Origin of the sequence: Vibrio furnissii CIP 102972, from assembly GCF_000176175.1 — a bacterium.
Taxonomy (GTDB): domain Bacteria; phylum Pseudomonadota; class Gammaproteobacteria; order Enterobacterales; family Vibrionaceae; genus Vibrio; species Vibrio furnissii.
The window spans coordinates 21,118-43,571 of record NZ_ACZP01000008.1 but is presented as its reverse complement, the minus strand read 5'-3'; the positions used below and the strand labels follow the sequence as shown (position 1 = coordinate 43,571).

Annotated in this window: 12 protein-coding genes and 1 other annotated feature; of the genes, 5 read left to right on the top strand and 7 right to left on the bottom strand. The window is 52.2% G+C overall.

Translation table 11 applies throughout. The annotated features are described in order from the left end of the window. Positions 1 to 14 precede the first annotated feature (14 nt). Positions 15 to 2,474 carry a bifunctional aspartate kinase/homoserine dehydrogenase I gene (thrA, locus tag VFA_RS01255; RefSeq protein WP_014205728.1) on the bottom strand — a complete coding sequence of 820 codons (2,460 nt, stop codon included), beginning with the start codon at positions 2,472 to 2,474 and terminating at the stop codon, positions 15 to 17. Positions 2,475 to 2,504: 30 nt separating this feature from the next. Beyond that, positions 2,505 to 2,624, bottom strand: a sequence feature (Thr leader region). A 299-nt stretch (positions 2,625 to 2,923) separates the two neighbouring features. On the opposite strand from thrA, the gene VFA_RS01250 reads away from it, so the two are divergent. Then, positions 2,924 to 3,385: a hypothetical protein gene (locus VFA_RS01250; protein ID WP_038150648.1), complete on the top strand. Its 462-nt coding sequence runs from the start codon at positions 2,924 to 2,926 to the stop codon at positions 3,383 to 3,385. Here VFA_RS01250 and VFA_RS01245 read toward each other — a convergent pair. Together VFA_RS01245 and VFA_RS01240 are read right to left on the bottom strand one after the other, a co-directional pair. Beyond that, on the bottom strand, positions 3,382 to 3,867 hold the full coding sequence (locus VFA_RS01245) for a putative 4-hydroxy-4-methyl-2-oxoglutarate aldolase (RefSeq protein ID WP_004724148.1): 486 nt from the start codon (positions 3,865 to 3,867) through the stop codon (positions 3,382 to 3,384). The two genes, VFA_RS01250 and VFA_RS01245, sit on opposite strands and share 4 nt — an antisense overlap. A 28-nt stretch (positions 3,868 to 3,895) precedes the next feature. Continuing rightward, a complete protein-coding gene (locus tag VFA_RS01240) occupies positions 3,896 to 4,282 on the bottom strand; it encodes a DUF3293 domain-containing protein (RefSeq protein WP_038150646.1) in 387 nt (128 codons plus the stop codon). Between the two features lie 322 nt (positions 4,283 to 4,604). On the opposite strand from VFA_RS01240, the gene arcA reads away from it, so the two are divergent. Next, positions 4,605 to 5,321: a two-component system response regulator ArcA gene (arcA, locus tag VFA_RS01235; RefSeq protein ID WP_004724146.1), complete on the top strand. Its 717-nt coding sequence runs from the start codon at positions 4,605 to 4,607 to the stop codon at positions 5,319 to 5,321. 62 nt (positions 5,322 to 5,383) lie between these two features. On the opposite strand, the gene VFA_RS01230 is transcribed toward arcA, so the two are convergent. The 4 genes from VFA_RS01230 to mnmL form a co-directional block, all read right to left on the bottom strand. Further along, positions 5,384 to 5,830: a hypothetical protein gene (locus tag VFA_RS01230; protein WP_004724145.1), complete on the bottom strand. Its 447-nt coding sequence runs from the start codon at positions 5,828 to 5,830 to the stop codon at positions 5,384 to 5,386. Position 5,831: 1 nt separating this feature from the next. Then, positions 5,832 to 8,168 carry an aerobic respiration two-component sensor histidine kinase ArcB gene (gene arcB / locus VFA_RS01225; protein ID WP_370447167.1) on the bottom strand — a complete coding sequence of 779 codons (2,337 nt, stop codon included), beginning with the start codon at positions 8,166 to 8,168 and terminating at the stop codon, positions 5,832 to 5,834. A gap of 109 nt (positions 8,169 to 8,277) precedes the next feature. Further along, positions 8,278 to 10,029, bottom strand: a complete 1,752-nt coding sequence (locus VFA_RS01220; RefSeq protein WP_004724143.1) for a GGDEF domain-containing protein — start codon at positions 10,027 to 10,029, stop codon at positions 8,278 to 8,280. 75 nt (positions 10,030 to 10,104) lie between these two features. Next, positions 10,105 to 11,037 (bottom strand): tRNA modification radical SAM protein MnmL/YtqA, encoded by a 933-nt coding sequence (gene mnmL, locus VFA_RS01215; RefSeq protein WP_004724142.1) that lies wholly within the window; start codon positions 11,035 to 11,037, stop codon positions 10,105 to 10,107. 532 nt (positions 11,038 to 11,569) lie between these two features. Here mnmL and gltB (VFA_RS01210) point away from each other — a divergent pair. From gltB (VFA_RS01210) to gltB (VFA_RS01200), 3 genes are all read left to right on the top strand, one after another. Continuing rightward, positions 11,570 to 16,105, top strand: a complete 4,536-nt coding sequence (gene gltB, locus VFA_RS01210; protein WP_004724141.1) for a glutamate synthase large subunit — start codon at positions 11,570 to 11,572, stop codon at positions 16,103 to 16,105. Beyond that, positions 16,105 to 17,574: a glutamate synthase subunit beta gene (locus VFA_RS01205; protein WP_004724140.1), complete on the top strand. Its 1,470-nt coding sequence runs from the start codon at positions 16,105 to 16,107 to the stop codon at positions 17,572 to 17,574. Before gltB (VFA_RS01210) ends, VFA_RS01205 begins: the two co-directional genes overlap by 1 nt. Positions 17,575 to 17,989: 415 nt before the next feature. Beyond that, entirely contained in the window at positions 17,990 to 22,453 is a 4,464-nt protein-coding gene (gltB, locus tag VFA_RS01200; RefSeq protein WP_004724139.1) for a glutamate synthase large subunit, read from the top strand. Position 22,454: the final 1 nt, after the last annotated feature.

The window sequence follows — 22,454 nt, the reverse complement described above, 5'->3', positions numbered from 1 at the left end:
CTTGAACTCATGGATTAAACCCCTAATTTCCAGCCTAACGTACGCATCACATCCGCGAATACGCCTGCGGCAGTTACTTCTGTCCCGGCGCCATAACCGCGCAGCACCAGAGGAATTGGTTGATAGTAGCGGCTGTAGAACGCCAGCGCGTTCTCGCCATCTTTAATTTTGAACATTGGGTCATTTTCATCGACCATCGCCAGACGCACGCGGCATTGACCATCGGCAATTTCACCCACGTAGCGCAGGACCTTGCCCTCTTGAGCCGCTTGATCGCCCAAGGACTTAAAGTACGCATCGGCCTGTGGCAGACGTGCCATAAACTCATCCACACTGCCCGACGCATCAAAACCCGGTGGCAGTGCCTGTTCCACGATCACGTCGTCTAGTTCTAACACCATGCCCGATTCACGCGCCAAGATCAGCAGCTTACGTGCCACATCCATGCCCGACAGGTCATCGCGCGGATCCGGTTCCGTAAAGCCTTTGTCTTTGGCAACCGAGGTCGCTTGGCTGAACGACAGCCCTTCATCGAGTTTGCCGAAGATAAACGACAGTGAACCCGACAAAATACCGTTGAATTTTTCCAGCTCATCGCCTGCGGCAATGAGGTTTTGCAGGTTCTCAATCACCGGCAAACCCGCACCAACAGTTGTTTCATACATCAGCTTACGGCGAGAGTGACGCGCCACTTCACGCAACTGGTAGTAATACGCCATGCTGGCGGTGTTGGCTTTCTTGTTGGGGGTAACCACATGGAAACCCGCGGCCAAGAAATCGGCGTATTGACGCGCGATGTCATCGCTTGACGTGCAGTCCACCAACACCGGGTTAATGATGTGGTTGCGTTGTACAAGAGCAATCAAACGCGCCAAAGAGAACTCTTCGGTGGCAGCGGTCATGCGATCGCGCCAGTGATCTAGCGGCAGGCCTTCGCTATCAAGCAGTAACCCTTTGCTGTTGGCAAGGCCACATACGCGGATCACGATGCCTTTATCGGCCAGTTTGCTTTGTTGACGGTGGATCTGATCGACCAGCTCACCGCCCACACCACCCACGCCGACCACAAACACATCAAGGAAGTGTTTGGAATTGAAGAGGTTCTCGTGACACGCTTTGATCGCCGAAGAGACTTTGTCTTCTGGGATCACCGCGGAGATCGCGCGCTCAGATGAGCCCTGCGCAATCGCAACAATGTTGACGTGCGCTTCGGTCAGTGATGCAAAGAACTGCGATGCAACGCCACGCGAAGTTCGCATTCCATCGCCCACCAACGTGATGATCGATAGATCTTCCATGAACTCAACCGGCTCGAGCAGGCCATCTTTGAGTTCAAGCTCAAAGGTTTCCGCCAACGCTTGTTGCGCCAGTTGTTTGTGCTCTGCTTCAATACAGAAGCTGATGCTGTATTCCGACGACGACTGTGTAATCAGCACAATGGAGACGCCCGCAGCGGACATGGAGCCAAACACGCGGCTGGCCATCCCGACCATGCCTTTCATGCCTGGGCCAGACACGTTCACCATGGTCAGGTTGTTGAGCGTGGTGATGCCTTTGATGGCCAGCTTATCTTCGCCGGTATCTTGGCCAATCAGTGTGCCTGGGCCTTGTGGATTGAAGCTGTTTTTAATTAAGCAGGGAATGTGGAATTGAGCAATCGGCGCGATGGTTTTCGGATGCAGAACGGACGCACCGAAATACGAGAGTTCCATCGCTTCTTGATAACTGAGGGATTTCAGCAGGCGCGCATCGTCTACCAAACGCGGGTCACAGTTGTAGACGCCATCCACATCGGTCCAGATTTCGCAGCACTCGGCGCGCAGACACGCGGCCAAAACCGCCGCTGAATAGTCGGAACCGTTGCGGCCAAGGCAAACGAGCTCGCCTTTTTTGTTCCCCGCGGTAAAGCCCGGCATGATGTTGACGTGATGCGCTGGCAGTGGATTTTGCTTGAACAGCTGTGTCGACGCATCGACATCCACCATGGCTTCTAAGTAATCGCCTTTGGCCAGTAAGTACTTCACGGGATCAATCAGGTTGGCAGCCAGCCCTTTGGCTTCCATCACCGCTTTCATCAGTTGAATGGAAATACGTTCCCCTTTACTGATGATGCGCGCATTCACGTTGTCGGGACACATGCCCAGCAAGCTAATGCCGTGCACGTACTGACGCAGTTTCGACATCGACGTACGCACTTGGTTGTCAAAACCGCTGCCGTCCAGATGGGGCAACACCGCTTTGATCGCGTCAAACAGCGCTTGGAATGATGCTTCCAGCTCGGCGATCTGTAATTCCGCCTCACCATTGCGCAGTGCATTCTCAATCACAGCCACTAACTTATTGGTTGTTTTCCCTGGCGCGGACAGTACAACGGCCACTTCTTCCTGCTGTGCATTGTTGGCAATGATGTCAGCCGCTCTTAAAAAACGGTCAGCATCTGCTAACGATGAACCTCCAAACTTTAATACTCGCATCCCTTCCTCCAAACTCTCTGAAAATTGGTATAAAAAAAGGCCTGTATCGGTTGGGATACAGGCCTTTTTTGTGAATTTTTTACGCTCAGCAGCCTGCCCCAACATGCGTCATGTCGGTAATAATAATGGTCGTGGTCATTACTACTAGGCTGTTATTAATCATAGGAATCTTGCGTAACTCGTGTGTTTGCGTGCCTTTACGTTTAACCCATTTTTGCGCAAAGAGTCAACGAAAAATTTGTTTTTTTTCGCTTCTCTTTCAATTCTTACGTCTAAATCGCTAAATCATCAGGATTCATATGCTAGGGTGACACACAGATAACCGAACCATCATTCCGACATAACCAATCGCTATAACAATTTGAGCAGCAACCGGTGATATTTTGTGCTTAAATTGGGGTTGCCGCAGTGGAAAGCGAACACCCAATCATCACAACAAGGAGGGTATCATGAAGCACATTCTTGGTATGGTATGCCTCGTGATGGGTTGTGCCGCGCACGCCGTAGAACTCCCCGCCTTGCCTTCCGAACAAAACCGGTCTTCACACAGTATGTTCTTGTACAGCGAACCGGGTAATCAGGGCTTTGACAGTTGGGTGGTCGATGGCGGGTACATGTATAACGTATTTCGCAATGTGGATTTATATGTCGGCGCACGCGTCAACTCATCGATAAACGGCGGCGAAAATGGGTTTCTCAGTGGCGTCAGCTACAAGGTGAGCGAGCGCTTCTCACTCAAAAGCACCCTCTATTCGGTGAACAAACTTAGCGAAGACAATAAACGCGTTGACGTCTTGTCGGCCGAAGTCTCCAGCCGCTTGCACCTCACCGAAAATCTCGATTTGCACGCCACTCTCGACTATCAGGAGTGGCAGCAAGGCATCGAGTTCGGTCTCGGCTTTCGGTTCTAACTCAGCGTCAGCTCAACAGGCGACAGGAGAACCCCATTCCAGTCGGCGTAGAGGTAATCGCCCGGCTGAATCATCTGGTTATGAATCGTCAATGTGACATTGACATCCCCCGCACCGCGCTTCTCTGTTTTGAACGGGCAAGCCCCCAGCGCTTTAATGCCGAGATCCATCTGGGACATCGCCACCACATCGCGCACCGCACCATTGATGATCACGCCTTCCCATTCATTCTCAATGGCGGAAATGGCAATTTGGTCGCCCATCAGCGCTTTTTGGCAAGAGCCATGACCATCGACCACCAACACTTTTCCTTTGCCGTTTTGGCTGAGTATTTCTTTCACTTTCGAATTGTCGTGATAACAGCGTACGGTGACGATTTGTCCCCAGAAGGCACTGCGCATACCGAAATTTTGTAACGGTAGCTCCAACAATGTCACTTGCGATTCATATTGATCACAAATATCCGGTGTAATATCTCTCATCATTCCTCCATGATTCTTGTTGTGCTTGTTATTTAAGTTTTTCTTGTAACGAGCCTAACGACACCGCCCTCCCGTCAATACAAGAGTGCAACATCAGCTCATCGTTCATAACGTAATAAATCGCATTCTGGTCAAAGTCTCTGGCCAGCTGCAGCGCCGTGTCTAAAGGCATGACCACGGCAAAACTCTCTTCAAACCAGTCGAAATGGTCATCTCCGACCACCACTTCAGACCAATCATAATTCATCAACTTCTGTTGTAAACGTTGATTATTTACGCAATTCTCATTATTCGACAACCTTTGGCTTTTCGGGTTCCATGCCGTGATGATGGCGAACGATCGCTTGCGCAACGGGGATTCAAAGGCAAATCGGACACGGGAGTAGGCTTGCCACAGTTTTTTATCTATCGTCATTGTTCTCGTATTTTTACAACTCGTTATTACTATTCATATCTGTTACATTCCAACTCTTGATGTAAATCAACAAAGTTGTTGGAATTAACAACAGGCCGTTGTTAGCATGCTGTTAACATTATAGAATTCGCTGCAAAGCCTAGTAGAACTGTCGAGGTATTGGATCTCAATCGCTAGTGTTATCCATGGATGGCGGGCAATCAAAGTCGAGACTTTGTCTAAAAACTTTGGTTTATTATCAACATAATTTTACTTGTATGTTATGTTTTTGCCTAGAATGAGTTCTATTAGCACATTTTTTTCACAAGTTTAGGTACCGCCAATGCAAACCCCGCAGATTCTAATCGTTGAAGACGAGCAGGTAACTCGTAACACTCTTAAGAGTATTTTTGAAGCAGAGGGATACGCTGTTTTTGAGGCCAGTAACGGTGAAGAGATGCACCATGTGCTGTCCGACAACCCAATCAATTTGGTGATCATGGATATCAACCTGCCAGGTAAAAACGGCTTGCTGCTGGCTCGCGAACTTCGCGAACAAGCAGATGTAGCGCTGATGTTCCTGACTGGTCGCGACAATGAAGTAGACAAGATTCTGGGTCTGGAAATCGGTGCAGATGATTACATCACGAAGCCATTTAACCCACGTGAACTCACCATTCGTGCACGTAACCTGCTTAGCCGTTCAATGAACGCAAGCACAACACACGAAGAGAAACGTTCTGTTGAGAAATACGAATTCAACGGTTGGGTACTGGACATCAACAGTCGTTCACTGGTTAGCCCTGACGGCGACAGCTACAAGCTGCCGCGTTCAGAGTTCCGTGCACTACTGCACTTCTGTGAAAACCCAGGCAAGATCCAGACTCGTGCGGATCTGCTGAAGAAAATGACTGGCCGTGAGCTCAAACCTCATGACCGCACCGTAGACGTGACCATTCGCCGCATTCGTAAACACTTCGAATCTGTGTCTGGCACACCGGAAATCATCGCAACGATTCACGGCGAAGGTTACCGTTTCTGTGGTGATCTGGAAGAGTAATTTTCCAAATCAACGAACACAAAAAAGCCTCTGCATGCAGAGGCTTTTTTATGCTTTACCGATCAGTACACTTTGTCGATCGTGACTTTGTGTTCTACCAGCCAAGTTTCGCCTTGGCTGTCACTTAAGCCCAACGCCACGCTGACTGGCTTGTTCAGATCGATTTCAATGTCACTCTGGAACACCACTTCCCACATGTTTTCACTTTGGGTACGCAGTTCCACGTCATCACCGTCAATGGTCCACATCTCATCGCCCTGCTTAATCACCACCATGCTGACATTCAGATCCGCCGGAAGCTGACCGGACGTTTCCAGCGTCAAGGTGCCGTTGAGATTCTGCGAATCAACATCCTCTCCGACCTTAGGCATTTGATCGGTCCAGAGGTTACTTTTGAGCTGAATCGCCGTGTCTGAGAACATGGCCAAATTGCTGTGCTGCCAGTTGACGGTATGCGTCGCACACGCGGCCAAAACTGTACTCGCTAAAACCAAAAGCCACTTTTTCATGTTATTTCCTCTGCGCTAACCACTGTTTCAGCACCAGAATATCATTCTGGTATTCATTTTTAATTTCATCGACCCAATCGGTGATGTTTTCCCACCATGCCGGCGCATCCGGCGATTGCGCTTTCTGGGCCACACTCTGAATGTGTTTCAAACCAATCGAGCCTGCCGCCCCTTTAATTTTGTGCGCTTCCGACGCAATCCCCGCCTGATCTTTGGCCACCATATTGGAATCAAGAACCTCGATATAGCTTGGCATCATCTCGGCAAACATTTCAATACTGTCGAGCACCGGCTGCGGCCCCACAATGTCAATGTAGGACTCCAACATGGGCAAATCGAGTAAACGTTGATACAACTCATCTTGCGCATCCAGCAGCTCTGGCTGCGGCGAAATGGCCTGCACACTCGGTTTGTCGATGTGATGCACCACCTTGTTAATCACATCCTGCACGGCTTGTACGGACAGCGGTTTGCTGATCACATCATCCATGCCTTTACGTTGATATTCGCCTTTGTCTTTCAGCACGTTGGCCGTCAAAGCCACCAATGGCGGCAGATGCGGATACGTGTCTCGGTAGTACTGAGCAATGTCAAAGCCGGTCATGTCCGGCAATTGAATATCGAGGAACACCAAATCGTATTGATCCGGTTCGAATACGGCTTTGGCCTCTTCCCCGGTCATCGCGACCGACACGGTATGACCTAAGCTTTCCAGCAGCGAGCGAGCCACGGTGACGTTGAGTTCAATATCTTCCACCATAAAGATATTTAAGCTCTGTTGCTGTATAGGTTGCGGCTCAGCCACGCTCGCGTGTGACAATGGCACGCATATGGTGACGGTGAAGGTGCTGCCAAATCCCTCTTCACTGCTAACACTGATGTCGCCGCCCATCAGATTGATCAACTGGCGAGACACCGCCAGCCCAATGCCGGTGCCGACCGCGTGTAAGTTATCTTTGCCTGATTTAACCTGATAATACATGGCGAAGATCTTATCGAGCTCCGATTCTGGAATGCCGATCCCGGTATCTTCAATGTCCATCACGATATTGGCGAAATCCCCCTCAACCTCAGCGCTGACCGACATCACCACGCCCCCTTCTTTGGTGAATTTCATCGCGTTGCTGATCAAGTTCCACAGCACCTGACGCAGGCGCGTCGCATCCACTTCCACCAGCGCTGGTAAATCCGTCAACCGTTCGAGATCAAAACGCAGTCCTTTCTGCTCGGCCATCAACGCCGAGAGGCTTTCGAGCTCAGCAACAAACTCCTCGAAATTGAGCGGCGCCGGGAATAACTCCAGTTTGCGACGGTCAAATTTATCCATGTCGATGATGTCGTTGAAGATATTGCCCAGCGTCACCGCACTGACATTGATGGTCTGCATGTGTTTACGCTGCTCGGGATCAAGCTGGGTATCCAGCAGCATACGGCTTAGCCCCACAATGCCGTTGAGCGGGGTACGCAATTCATGGCTGATGGTCGAAATAAAGGTAGTTTTGTCACGGCTGGCTTTTTCCAAAGACTCTTCATGACGCTTACGTTCCGTGATATCGCGCCCAAAGCCCACCAAGCCCAAATGACGACCATCTTTGCTGTAAAATGGCACTTTGCGCAGCTCGAAATAACTTTTACGCCCATCCGGGTATTCCAGCCACTGCTCATACGTGAGCGAACGGTTGTTATCAAACACTTGCTGGTCGGTTTCAACGATCGACTGCGCGATCTCTTTGCGATACACATCCCATGGCGTCAACCCAACCAGATCACTTTCGCGCTTGCCGGTCAGCTCTTCCATGGCGCGGTTACAGCCGGAGAATTCACATTTGGAGTTGCGGTAGTAGATCAGATCCGGTGACGCATCGATGAACGAGCGCAGCAGCGCAGTCCGTTCTGCCAATTCAACCTGGGTTTTTTCACGCTGATAGACTTCGTTCTCCAGATCCACCATCGCCTCTTCACGCGCTTCTTCGGCTTTGATCCGCTCTTCAATTTCTTGATTGAGCTTGACGATGTTCTGTTGCAGCTTCTGATTGAGTTCCTGATCGCGTGATCGCATGTCCTTGAGCTTAGAGACCAGTTTGGACAAGCGTTGACGTGACTCTTCCAACTGATCGACCACCACCGACAGGAAATAGACCGCCCAGGGCGTGATCAACAAGCCAAAAAACACCGAGCGAACAATATCAATGTCGTCGACAAAACCTTTCAGCGCCAGCGTGATGCCAACTTGCACTACCACGGCCAAAGCCACTAAGGCCAGCGCCAGCAAAATTGAAAAACGGAGGATGCCCAGCTTGACCAGCAGATCGACATAATACTGGGCGAGATTTTTCATGGGTTTCATGCAAAGCTCCAGGATAAACGTTGGCGTTAGTCTAGCGTGTTTGGCCTATGAACGTCAGCCATAACCGTGATAAGTCGTGGATGAATCCCCCCACGCATGCTCAAAGTGAGATGGGGTGCACGCTGGTTTGATTGCGGCCATTGGCTTTGGCTTGATACAGCGCGCTGTCGGCCCAAGCCAACATGGTTTCTGGGGTATCCTCGGGTTGAGGAATGCAGGTCACCACACCAATACTGATGGTGATATAAGGCGACACAGTAGAACTCTGGTGCGGGATCGCGAGTTCTGCCAAACGATCGTGAATGCGCTGCGCCACCAATTGAACGCCCGCCAACTCGGTGTTGGGCAAAATGATGGCAAACTCTTCCCCACCATATCGGGCGACGCAATCGGACGAACGGTTAATCACGTCATTGAACGCTTGCGCCACCAAGCGAAGAATATCGTCCCCTTGTAAGTGGCCATAGCGATCGTTGTACCCTTTAAAGTAATCGACATCGCACAGCATCACGCTCAGTGGACGCTTTTCACGGGCATGTAGGTGCCACAGCGCTTGCATCTGCGCATCAAAACGGCGTCGGTTTGCCACTTGCGTCAAGCTATCTAAGTAACTCAACCGCTCTAACTCTTGGTTGGCCGCTTCCAGTTTTTGCGTGCTGAGATAGCGCTCCGACACATCTCGCGCCATGATCAGCACGCCTCGCGTCCCGGAAATGGGATCACGAAAAGGCGATTTCACCACGTCGTACCACACTTGACGCCCGTTGGCATAGTCCACTTTATCCAGATAACGCAGCGAGTGGCCACTTTCCAGCACGCTGCTGTCGGTTTCCGACAAACGGGCATACACACTTTCTGGCACCACATCTTGCAAGCGCTTGCCGATCAATTCACGCACATCATGCAGCCCCAGCGCGTCAATAAACGGTTCATTACACGCTTGATAAACCATGTTCTCGTTGAAAATGCCGATGGAATCGGGGCTGGCATCCAGAATGCTTTGCAAAATCGTATCGCGCTGCGCCAGTGCCACTTCCGTGTCTTTGCGCTTTTCCATTTCATCACGCAGATTGCGCTCAATGTTGTGCCAGTCCGTCACATCATGACTGATACCCAACACGCCCAAGTTCTCGCCACTGGGCGACATCAGCACCGTTTGATGGGTTTCCAGCAGACAACTGCGCCCATCCGGTGTGGTGGTCCAGCGCTGCTGACTGGCGCGCCCTTTCATCACACCGGAAAATGCTTCACTGCCTTCGGCTTCACGGCCATGCCAGAATTGATCAAACGCGCGGTTGGTGGTGATGCGTTGCCCATCTAAGTCTTTGACGTAAATCAGTTCCGACAGAGAATCGAAGGCGGTTTTAGAAATGGTCAACGTATTGAGTTCGTGGTGATGTTCAGAGGCAGCATGGTGGTAAGCGACCGCATTGACCAGCCAGACTTGCTGGCCACGATAATGGGTCGCGCGCGCGGTCAGTTCAATTTTGTGTTCACCGCCACTGGACAGTGGCCAGTCAATCACCGCCGCAACATGTGTTTCAGCGCAGCCCGCAACGGTTTGCAGCAGCGATTCTAGCGCCTGCGTTGGTAATGTATGAGGAAAGAAAAAATTTTTGCCCACGCGGCGAATGCCAAACAGCGAGAACGCGGCTAAATTGGCAAACACCAATTCGCCTTTTTGTGCTTGAAATAGCAGCAGCGCCGCCGGTGAACTGGCCATCAGCAACACCAAATGCCGCTGCAAACGACGATACAGATAGAGGAAACCGGCGCCGATCACGGCGATCAGCGAGACAAACCATCCCCAGTGTTCCATAAATCCTGTCGCTGCCCACTGCAGTTGATCCATGCTGATGAAAACCTTCAAACACTACCGTTTATTGAGAGGGCAAAAGATAACAGTTTCTCTCGGTTTGATCCGCAACTATTCGATTGAGTGATATTGAAATGGCCGTGCGATGAAGGATCCTTGAGCGCCGTCACGATCCAGTCGGCGTCCAATCTCCGTCATCGCCAGCCAGCGGTTCTCACACCACAACGGTGACAGCAGGGTTGGCCGACGTGCCGACGAAGCCACGCGATGAAAGACCACCTCTGGCGGTGTGCGCTGAATCATTTCACACGCAATCGCGACGTATTCGTCTAACGTCGGCGCTTCCAATTTGCCCGCACGCCATGCTTTGGCCATGGTGCTGCCTTCGACAATGTGCAGACCGTGCAATTTGATGCCGTCAGTGCCCACGGCAAGCACTTGCTCTAAAGTGGCGAGATTGTCGTCTCGCCCCTCTTTTGGTAGCCCGACGATCAGGTGCGTACAAACCTTGATACCTAGCGCGCGGGCTCGACGAGTGATTTCAGCGTAACAGGCAAAATCGTGGCCGCGGTTGATGCGTTTGAGTGTTTGGTCGTTGGCCGTTTGCAGCCCCAATTCAAGCCAAATCTCAAACCCTTGCTGCGCGTATTCAGCCAGCAGTTCCAACACGGCATCCGGCACACAGTCCGGGCGCGTTCCAACACACAAGCCGACAATATCCGCCGCTTTGAGCGCCTGTTCATACATCGATTTCAGCACCTGAACCTCGGCATAGGTACTGGTATAAGCCTGAAAATAGGCCAGATATTTCTTCGCCCGCTGCACTTCACCCGCGCGATCGGTCAGCTGGTCTTCAATGCTTTTGGCCTGGCTCGCTTCATCGGCAAACGACGCCACATTGCAAAAAGTACAACCGCCGCGGCCAATGGTGCCATCGCGATTCGGGCAACTGAATCCGCCATGTAAGGTCAACTTATGTACACGCACTCCGTAGCGGCGCTGGAGATCTTGTCCAATCGTGTTCACTAACTCATGTAACTGCATGGCGACACCCAAATAAATACAAATAATTCTCAATTACAAAATGTAATTAAATTACATAATTACACTATTTAGTCACAAATTTTAGGTGTATGAAACGCAGACATCTCTAACCAAAATCAATAAACATTCATAAAAACAGCATTTAACCCTTAATGTTTTACAAATGTTAAACAAGTTATGCATTTGCAAACAAAAAAAGCCCGTAAAAATCGCCTACTTTTCGTTGCATTTTTGCACAACAAAATTGTAGGATACTTACAGTTTTGCGCTGTTTTTTGATTATTTTATTACAAGAAACGCTGCGAAACGTCGGTGATATTCCGCTCCTACCTATATAAACCACTACAAAAGTGGCCTGACAAAAGGGATATCACTAAGGATTGTTTTTCTCACAAAATTTTTCCTGTGAGAGACGGAAAGGAAGCGAACCCGCCACCACTGGCAGGTTTAGATTCATAACAATAAGGACAGGATACAGCGCTGGGGCTTGCCTTGGCTTGCTTGTGTCCGCTTGAACTGGAAGGATGTATCTATGGTAGATCGAGAGCAACGTTCGCGAGGTCTTTACACGCCGGAACTCGAGCATGATGCTTGTGGTATCGGTTTTGTTGCCCACCTCAAGAACCGCAAATCTCACCAAGTTGTGACTCAAGCACTGGATATGCTGGCACGCATGGAGCACCGCGGTGGTCAAGGTTGTGACCCTTGCAGTGGCGACGGCGCGGGTATTCTGCTGCAAAAACCACACGAATTTCTATTGGAAGAAGCCGTAAAGCTGGGCATCAAATTGCCAGCATTCGATAAATACGGCGTCGGTGTGGTGCTGTTTCCCCAAGATGAGCACAAACGCGCGCAATGTCGCGATATTTTAGAACGCAACGCCAAGCGTCTGGATCTGGACGTGATTGGTTACCGCGTATTGCCAACCGACAACAGCATGCTGGGTGCAGATCCGTTAAGCACCGAGCCTCAATTTGAGCACGTATTTATTTCCGGCGGTCCGGGCATGAGTGCCGACGAGCTGGAACGTAAACTGTACGTCTTGCGTAATTACACCGTCCGCGTTTGTCTCGAAAGCGTGTCGAACATCGGTGATGACTTCTACATCAACTCGCTGTCGTACAAAACGCTGGTCTACAAAGGCCAGTTGACGACCGAGCAAGTACCACAATATTTCCTAGATCTACAGAATCCGACCATGGTGACGGCGCTGGCGTTGGTGCACTCACGTTTCTCCACCAACACATTCCCGAAATGGCGTCTGGCTCAGCCTTTCCGTTACATTGCGCACAACGGTGAAATCAACACGGTACGCGGCAACCTGAACTGGATGAAGGCGCGCGAGGCGATTCTGCAATCGAGTTTATTTACGCAAGCCGAAATCGACATGTTGCTGCCGGTGTGCCAAGAAGGCGCGTCTGACTCTGCCAACTTCGACATGGTGCTTGAGCTTTTGGTGCTCTCTGGCCGCAGCCTGCCACATGCCCTGATGATGATGATTCCGGAAGCGTGGCAAGAAAACAAAGCCATGGATCCGAAACGTCGTGCGTTCTACCAATACCACGCCAACGTGATGGAACCGTGGGATGGCCCAGCCTCGGTCTGCTTTACCGATGGCGTGCAAGTGGGTGCGACGCTAGACCGCAACGGCCTGCGTCCGTCTCGCTACACCGTGACGAAAGACGACTTCCTCATCATGGCGTCCGAGTCGGGCGTGGTGGAAATTGCACCGGAAAACGTTGAATACCGTGGCCGTTTGCAACCGGGTCGTATCTTTGTGGCCGATTTAGAACAAGGCCGCATCATTTCGGATGAAGAAGTGAAAGATGGCATTGCCAACGCCCAGCCCTATGAACAATGGGTAGAAGAAAACCTGCTGAGCCTGAAGAAGCTGCCGGATGCCGATAACGTGCACAGCCAGCCTTCGCCAGAACGTCTGCTGCATCGTCAGCAAGCCTTTGGAGTCAGCAGCGAAGAAGTGAACGACATCATTCTGACACTGGCGCAAACCGGTTATGAACCGCTCGGGTCGATGGGCGCCGACTGGCCTGTGGCCGTGCTGTCGCACCAGTCCCAGCATCTGTCGAACTACTTCAAGCAGCTGTTTGCTCAGGTGACCAACCCACCGATCGACCCGATTCGTGAACGCATGGTGATGTCACTCAACACCTACATCGGCCGCGATCAAAACCTGCTCGCTGAAACGCCTGCGCACTGCCGTAAAGTGGAACTTGAATCGCCCGTGATTTCCAACGCTGAGCTGGAAAAACTGCGCGCGATCGATAACGAACACCTGCAAGCCAAAACGCTGGATATCGTATTCCAGGCCAGCGGCGAACCGGGCAAACTCGAACGCGCGCTAAAACGCATCTGTCAATACGCAGAAGACGCGGTCATCGACGGTTACTCGATCATTCTACTGACCGATCGCGCAGTGAACTCCAACCACGCTGCGATTCCTGCCATGCTGGCTGTGGGCGCAGTGCACCATCACTTAATCCGCAAAGGTCTGCGCTCGAAGTGTGGCATTGTGGTTGAAACTGGGGATGCGCGTGAAACGCACCACTTCGCGACCCTAGTCGGTTACGGGGCCAACGCAGTCAACCCATATCTGGTCACAGAGACCATTTTCGATCTGAAACGCCGCAACAAACTGGATGCCGAGATTCCGGTCGACAAATACTTCGAAAACTACCGCAAAGGCATCAATGCTGGCCTGCTAAAAATCTTCTCAAAAATGGGGATTTCAACCCTGCAGTCCTACCATGGTGCGCAAATTTTTGAAGCGCTGGGGATCAGCAAAGCGGTGGTCGATAAATACTTTACCGGCACCATCACCCGCATTCAGGGCATGACGCTGGATGACATCGCCAAAGAAGTGGGCGTGCGTCACCGCATCGGTTACCCAACGCGTGAAATCCCGCTGCAAGTGCTGGATGTCGGCGGTGTGTATCAGTGGAAACAACGGGGTGAAAAACACCTGTTCAACCCAGAAACGATCCACCTGCTGCAACACTCGACGCGCAACAAAGACTTTGAAGAGTTCAAGAAGTACGCCGCAGAAGTCGACAGCCAAGGCGACAAAGCCGTTACTCTGCGCAGTCAGCTCGACTTTGTGAAAAATCCGGCCGGCTCGATTCCAATTGAAGAAGTGGAGTCAATTGACAGCATCGTTAAACGCTTTGCCACGGGCGCAATGTCGTTTGGTTCGATTTCTTACGAAGCGCACTCCACATTGGCAGTTGCGATGAACCGTCTGGGCGCGAAATCAAACTCGGGTGAAGGCGGCGAAGATCCAATGCGCTTCCTGCCAAAAGAGAATGGCGACTGGGAACGTTCGGCGATCAAACAGGTGGCGTCTGGCCGCTTTGGGGTGACGTCGTATTATCTGACCAACTCGGAAGAGATTCAGATCAAGATGGCGCAAGGCGCGAAACCGGGTGAAGGCGGTCAATTGCCGGGCGATAAAGTCGATGACTGGATCGGCGCAACGCGTCACTCAACCCCGGGGGTCGGCCTGATTTCGCCACCACCGCACCACGACATCTACTCCATTGAAGACTTGGCGCAGCTGATCTTTGACCTGAAAAACGCCAACCGCAAAGGCCGCGTGAACGTCAAACTGGTCTCGGAAGCGGGTGTTGGCACCATCGCATCTGGCGTCGCCAAAGCGAAAGCGGATGTGGTCCTGATTGCTGGCCACGATGGTGGCACGGGCGCATCTCCGGTGTCGTCGATTCGTCACACGGGTCTGCCGTGGGAACTAGGTCTGGCTGAAACGCATCAAACCCTGCTGAAAAACGGCCTGCGCAACCGCATCGTCGTGCAAGCCGATGGTCAGATGAAAACCCCACGCGATATCGCGATTGCGACGCTGCTGGGCGCTGAAGAATGGGGCGTGGCTACCGCCGCACTGGTGGTTGAAGGCTGTATCATGATGCGTAAGTGTCATAAGAACACCTGCCCGGTCGGCATTGCGACACAAAACAAAACGCTACGTGAACGCTTTGACGGCCGCGTCGATGACGTGGTGACCTTCTTCCAATACATGGCGCAAGGTCTGCGTGAAATCATGGCAGAGCTGGGTTTCCGCACCATCAATGAGATGGTGGGTCAGGCGCACAAACTGAAACTGCGCGACGATGTTGGCCATTGGAAATACAAAAATCTGGATCTGTCTCCGGTACTGTTCCTTGAGCCGCCGCGTGAAGCCGATGGCATCTACTGTCAAACGCAGCAGAACCATAATCTGGAAAGCGTGCTGGATCGCCAGTTGATCGAGGTCGCTAAACCGGCGCTGGAGAAAGGTGAAGCGGTGCAAGCACAATTCCCGATCATCAACACCGACCGCAGCACTGGCACCATGCTGTCGAACGAAATCTCCAAAGTCTACCAAGACCAAGGTCTACCGCAGCCAATGCAGGTCAAGTTCAACGGCAGCGCCGGACAATCGTTTGGCGCATTCTTGGCCAAAGGCGTGACATTTGAAGTGGAAGGTGATGCGAACGACTACTGGGGTAAAGGGTTATCCGGCGGCACGCTGGTGCTCTACCCGAACCGCGATTCCAGCCTGATTGCCGAAGACAACATCGTGGTCGGAAACGTCTGTTTCTACGGTGCGACGTCTGGCGAATCTTACATTCGTGGCCTGGCGGGCGAGCGTTTCTGTGTCCGTAACTCCGGCGCCAAAGTCGTGGTTGAAGGCGTGGGCGACCATGGCTGTGAATACATGACGGGCGGCGTGGCCGTGATCCTTGGCGCAACCGGTCGCAACTTTGCGGCAGGCATGAGCGGCGGAACCGCCTATGTCTGGAATAAGTCGGGTGACTTCGAATCAAAACTCAACCCTGAACTGGTGGATCTCGATCCAATTGAAGCAGAAGACAAAGCGCTGCTGAAAGCGATGCTCACCAAACACGTTCAGTTCACAGGAAGTGAAGTGGCACAGTCCTTCCTCGACAACTTTGAAGCCAGCCTTGCCGATATGGTGAAGGTGATGCCGCGTGATTACAAAGCGGTACTTCAAAAACGTCAGGAAGCAGCAGCGGCAGAAGTGGAGGCAGTGTAATGGGTAAGCCTACTGGATTTTTAGAATTTGGTCGTGAACTACCGAAGAAGATCGACCCGAAAGAACGCATCAAGAACAACAAAGAGTTTGTGTTGAACGCCGAATTTGGCAACAAGATCAACCAACAAGCGTCACGTTGTATGGATTGTGGCGTGCCGTTTTGTCATAACGGCTGCCCGATTGGCAACATCATTCCAGAGTTCAACGATGCGGTGTATCGTGAAAGCTGGGAAGAAGCGTGGCACATCCTGAGTTCAACCAACAACTTCCCGGAATTTACCGGTCGTGTGTGTCCGGCGCCGTGTGAAAGCGCGTGTGTGCTGGGCATCAATCAGGATCCGATCACCATTTGTAATATCGAAAAAACCATCGTTGAGCGCGCGTATCAAGACGGCTATGCTAAGCCCAAAACGCCGCGCACTCGCACCGGTAAATCGATCGCCATTATTGGCTCTGGCCCAGCAGGGTTAGCTGCTGCAGAGCAGCTCAACAGCGCGGGCCACACTGTGACCGTGTTTGAGCGTGATGAGAAAGTCGGCGGCCTGCTGCGTTTTGGGATTCCGGATTTCAAACTGAGCATGGATGTGATTGATCGCAAGATCAATCTGATGGCCGAAGCGGGCGTGAAATTTGAAGTCAATGCGCATGTCGGCGTCGACATCAACGCCCAGCAACTGCGTCAGGAATTCGATGCCGTGCTGCTGACGGGCGGATCCACCGTCCCACGCAACCTGCCGATTCCGGGCCGCGAGCTGAGTGGTGTGTATTTTGCGATGCAGTTCCTAGCGCAAAACAACCGCCGTGCCAACAACATGGATCTCAAAACCGACGAGATCCATGCCAAAGGTAAACACGTGGTAGTGATTGGCGGTGGTGACACCGGGTCTGACTGTGTCGGCACTTCAAACCGTCACGGCGCGGCAAGCATCACTCAGGTGGAAATCATGCCCATGCCAGCGGACAAACGTCCGGCGAACATGCCTTGGCCGCAATACCCTATGATTCTGCGTACGTCGACCTCCCACGAAGAAGGCTGCGAGCGTCATTGGAACATTCTGACCAAAGAGTTCATTGGCAACGCCAACGGTGAGGTCACCGGCCTGCGCATTGCTGATATCGTTTGGAAAGAAGCCGCAGCGGGCGAGCGTCCGAGTTTCGAAGAAGTAGCAGGCAGCGAGCGAGTGATTCCATGTGACATGGCGTTTCTGGCGATGGGCTTCCTCCATCCGGAACCGCATGGCGTCTTGGCTCAGCTCGACATCAAACTGGATGAACGCGGGAATGTGGCTACACAACACTTCGCGACCAACCAAAAAGGGGTGTTTGCTGCGGGGGATATGCGTACGGGCCAATCGTTGGTGGTTCGTTGCATCAACGAAGGTCGCGAGTCTGCGCGTGCCGTCGATGAATACCTGATGAGCAATACGCATCTCGAAGCCAAAGCCGACTCTTTGATGCTTTCAGCATAAAGGTCTATTCAACAAGGTTCTTAGAGAGTATCTCCCTAGGAACCTTGCTGTAAACACAACAAATTCCTTCCAAACAGTTCCTATTTGGCTAGCCCTCCCGCTAGCCTTTTTTCTTTGTTTCTCATCTGGCGAGATTTAAATGTTAAAAAGTCGTAACATTTAAAAACCTATCATATTGAATTTATTGATATTAATTAGAGTAATGCTTGGTAAATCGCTGACACACATGATTAATCACCAAAAACTTGACCTTTTTCACAATAAGCTATAGGTTGTGAATTCAGTGCAAATTAAACTGTCCGAAATTGTTAAATTTTTAATCAGTTTTAATTAATAATTATCTAAATAATAACAATATAAACGAATAGTTAGTCATTTACTGTCTGGATGACAGAGAAGCAAAGGGAGAATTGCAATGGCTCTATATGATCCAAGTCTTGAGAAAGACAACTGTGGATTCGGCTTGATCGCGCATATGGAAGGTCAAGCCAGTCATAAATTGGTTCGCACCGCGATTTCTGCTCTCGACCGCATGACCCACCGTGGCGGTATTGCCGCCGATGGAAAAACCGGTGATGGTTGTGGTCTTCTACTCCAAAAACCCGATACTTACTTGCGCCTGATTGCTGAAGAACAGCACTGGAAGCTGGGTAAGCAATACGCGGTTGGGATGATATTTCTTAGCCGAGATCCGGTCAAAGCGCAGTCTGCGCGCGACATCATCAATAAAGAGCTAGCGCAAGAAACACTCACGGTCTCCGGCTGGCGTACCGTGCCAACCAATACGAAGGTGCTGGGGCCGATCGCCGCAGCTTCACTACCGGATATTCAACAAGTCTTCATTTCTGCTCCCGCGGGCTGGCGTGAACGCGACATAGAACGTCGCCTATACATCGCGCGCCGCCGCATCGAAAAGCAAATCTCCGAAGACAAAGATTTCTACATCTGTTCGCTGTCGACGCAGGTTATTGTTTACAAAGGCCTGTGCATGCCAGCGGACTTACCGCGTTTTTATCTCGACTTGGCCGACCTGCGTATGGAATCGGCGATCTGTCTGTTCCACCAGCGTTTTTCAACCAACACGCAACCCCGTTGGCCATTGGCTCAGCCGTTCCGCTACTTAGCGCACAACGGTGAGATCAACACCATCGAAGGGAACCGTCAGTGGGCGCGCGCGCGTGCTTACAAATTCTCGTCGCCGCTGCTGCCAGACTTACAAACGGCTGCACCTTTTGTGAACGAAACCGGTTCAGACTCGTCCAGCCTCGATAACATGTTGGATCTGTTCCTCGCGGGCGGTATGGATATCTTCCGTGCCATGCGGATGCTGGTGCCGCCTGCGTGGCAAAACCACCCGGATATGGACGACGAACTACGCGCCTTCTACGACTTCAACTCCAAACACATGGAGCCGTGGGATGGCCCGGCGGGTATCGTGTTATCCGATGGCCGCTACGCCGCGTGTAACCTTGACCGCAACGGTCTGCGCCCTGCCCGCTACGTGATCACCAAAGATAAGCTGATCACGCTGGCCTCGGAAGTCGGTATTTGGGACTACGCCCCGGATGAAGTGGCAGAGAAAGGCCGCGTGGGTCCGGGTGAACTGCTGGTGATCGATACGCGCAAAGGCAAGTTATGGCAATCGGCCGAGATCGACAACGATCTTAAGAGCCGCCACCCCTACCGTGAGTGGATGCAAAACAACGTTTATCCATTAACCTCGTTTGCTGAACTGCCAGACAATCAGGTGGGCGAGCGCAGCTTTGATGCGGATCAGCTCAACACCTATCAAAAGCAGTTTGCAATGACCAATGAAGAAGTGGATCAAGTGCTGCGCGTCATGGCCGACATGGGTCAGGAAGCGGTTGGTTCAATGGGCGATGATACGCCGATGGCCGTCCTCTCATCGAAAGAGCGCCTGATCACGGACTACTTCCGTCAGAAATTTGCACAAGTGACCAACCCGCCGATCGATCCGCTACGTGAAAAACACGTCATGTCGCTGGCCACCAGTATCGGTCAGGAGATGAACGTTTTCTGCGAAACCGATGGTCACGCACACCGAGTCACGTTTGAATCGCCGGTGCTGCTCTACTCGGACATGCAACAGTTGCTGACCCTGAGCGATCAGCACTATCGCAATACGATCCTCGACATCAACTACGATCCGCAGGAACACGATCTCAAGCAAGCGGTCTTGGCGCTGTGCGATCAAGCCGAACAAGTGGTGCGCGAAGGCACCGTGCTAATCGTGCTGTCGGATCGTGCGCTGACCAAAGGCAAGCTGCCGATCCCAGCGGCGATGGCCGTTGGCGCCGTGCAAACGCGCCTCGTGGAATCCAACCTGCGTTGTGATGCCAACATCATCGTCGAAACCGCCACCGCGCGAGACCCGCATCAATTCGCGGTGCTGATCGGCTTTGGGGCCACGGCGGTTTACCCTTACCTCGCATATGAAGTGGTCGGTAAATTGGTCGATGACGGCGTATTGGAGAAGAGCTATCGCGATGCGATGCAAAACTACCAGTACGGCATCAACAAAGGCCTGTACAAGATTATGTCCAAAATGGGCATCTCAACCGTGGCCTCTTACCGCTGTTCACAGCTGTTTGAAGCGGTGGGTCTACATAGCGACATCGTCGAACTGTGCTTTAAAGGGGTCACCACCCGCATTCAGGGCGCCAACTTTGACGACTTCCAGCAGGACTTGTTTAACCTATCGCGCAAAGCATGGACCAAACGCAAGTCAATGGAACATGGTGGTCTGCTGAAATACGTGCACGGCGGTGAATACCACGCCTACAACCCTGATGTGGTTGGCACGCTGCAAACGGCGGTGAAATCCGGTGAAACATCAGACTACGCTCAGTTTGCCAAACAGGTGAACGAGCGTCCGGTGGCGATGCTGCGCGATTTGCTCAAACTGAAAAAATCAGACAACCCGCTGGCTCTAGAACAAATTGAGCCGACCACTGAGCTGTTCAAACGCTTTGACTCGGCCGCCATGTCTATCGGCGCACTGAGCCCGGAAGCGCACGAAGCGCTGGCGACCGCGATGAACCGAATTGGCGGTCACTCGAACTCCGGTGAAGGGGGCGAAGATCCGCGCCGTTTTGGCACCGAACGTAACTCGCGCATCAAGCAGGTCGCTTCGGGTCGTTTCGGTGTGACGCCACACTACCTGACCAACGCTGACGTGCTGCAAATCAAAGTCGCGCAAGGAGCAAAACCGGGTGAAGGCGGTCAGTTGCCGGGTCACAAAGTGACGGCGGAAATCGCGAAATTACGTTACTCCGTACAAGGCGTGACGTTGATTTCGCCGCCTCCGCACCACGATATTTACTCGATTGAAGACTTAGCCCAGCTGATCTTCGACCTAAAACAGGTCAACCCGAAAGCGCTGGTGTCGGTCAAACTGGTTTCTGAACCGGGCGTCGGCACGATCGCGACCGGTGTGGCCAAAGCTTACGCCGACCTCATCACCATTTCCGGCTATGACGGCGGCACAGCGGCGAGCCCACTGACCTCAGTAAAATACGCGGGCAGTCCTTGGGAACTGGGGCTGGCGGAAACTCAGCAAGCCTTGGTGGCGAACGGTCTGCGTCATAAGATTCGCCTGCAAGTCGATGGTGGTCTGAAAACCGGCCTCGATGTCATCAAAGGCGCGATTCTGGGTGCAGAAAGCTTTGGTTTTGGGACCGCGCCCATGGTAGCCATGGGCTGTAAATTCCTGCGCATCTGTCACCTCAATAACTGTGCAACCGGGGTGGCGACTCAGGATGAAACCCTGCGCCGAGAGTACTTCAAAGGTCTGCCTGAGATGGTGATTAACTACTTCACCGGCTTGGCTGAAGAAGTGCGTGGTTATCTAGCTGAATTAGGCGTAGAAAAACTCACCGATCTGATTGGCCGAACCGATCTGCTGGAAGCGGTACAAGGCATGACGGCGAAACAGAGCAAGCTGGATCTGTCTGGCATCCTCGAAGCACCGGTGTCACCGGAAGGTTTGCCACTGTTCTGTACTCAACCGAACACCCCGTTTGATAAAGCGGCGCTGAACCAGAAAATCGTGGATGACGCACTGGAAGCGATTGAAAACCAGTACTCAACCGAACTGTACTACGACGTGATCAACACCGACCGCTCCGTCGGGGCGCGGTTGTCGGGTGAAATCGCGAAACGCTACGGCAACGCAGGCCTCTCCGCCACGCCGATCAAAGTGGTGTTACAAGGCACTGCGGGTCAATCGTTTGGCGTATGGAACGCGGGCGGTGTCGAGCTGTACCTGACGGGCGATGCCAACGACTACGTCGGTAAAGGCATGGCGGGCGGTAAGATTGTCATCAAACCGCATCTGGGAACGGCATTTACCTGTAACGAAGCCACCATCATCGGGAACACCTGTTTGTACGGTGCTACTGGCGGCAAACTGTTTGCAGCCGGCAAAGCCGGCGAACGTTTTGGCGTGCGAAACTCTGGCACTATTGCCGTGATTGAAGGGGCCGGTGACAACGCGTGTGAATACATGACAGGCGGCATCGTGGCGATTCTGGGGGCAACTGGCGTCAACTTCGGCGCGGGGATGACGGGCGGTTTTGCTTACGTCCTTGACGAAAATGGCGATTTCCAAGGCCGCGTGAACGAGGAATCTGTCGAAGCGATTGCGCTGAACGATCTCTACATCCATCAAGAGCACCTGCGTGGCTTGATTGCAGAACATCTGGAAGAAACTGGCTCTGTTCATGCCGAACATATCTTAGCGAACTTTGATGAATGGATTCCGAAGTTCTACCTTGTTAAACCTCAGGCAGCGGACCTGCAGACTCTATTGGGTCACCAAAGCCGCAGCGCTGCTGAACTGCGCGTTCAAGCACAATAAT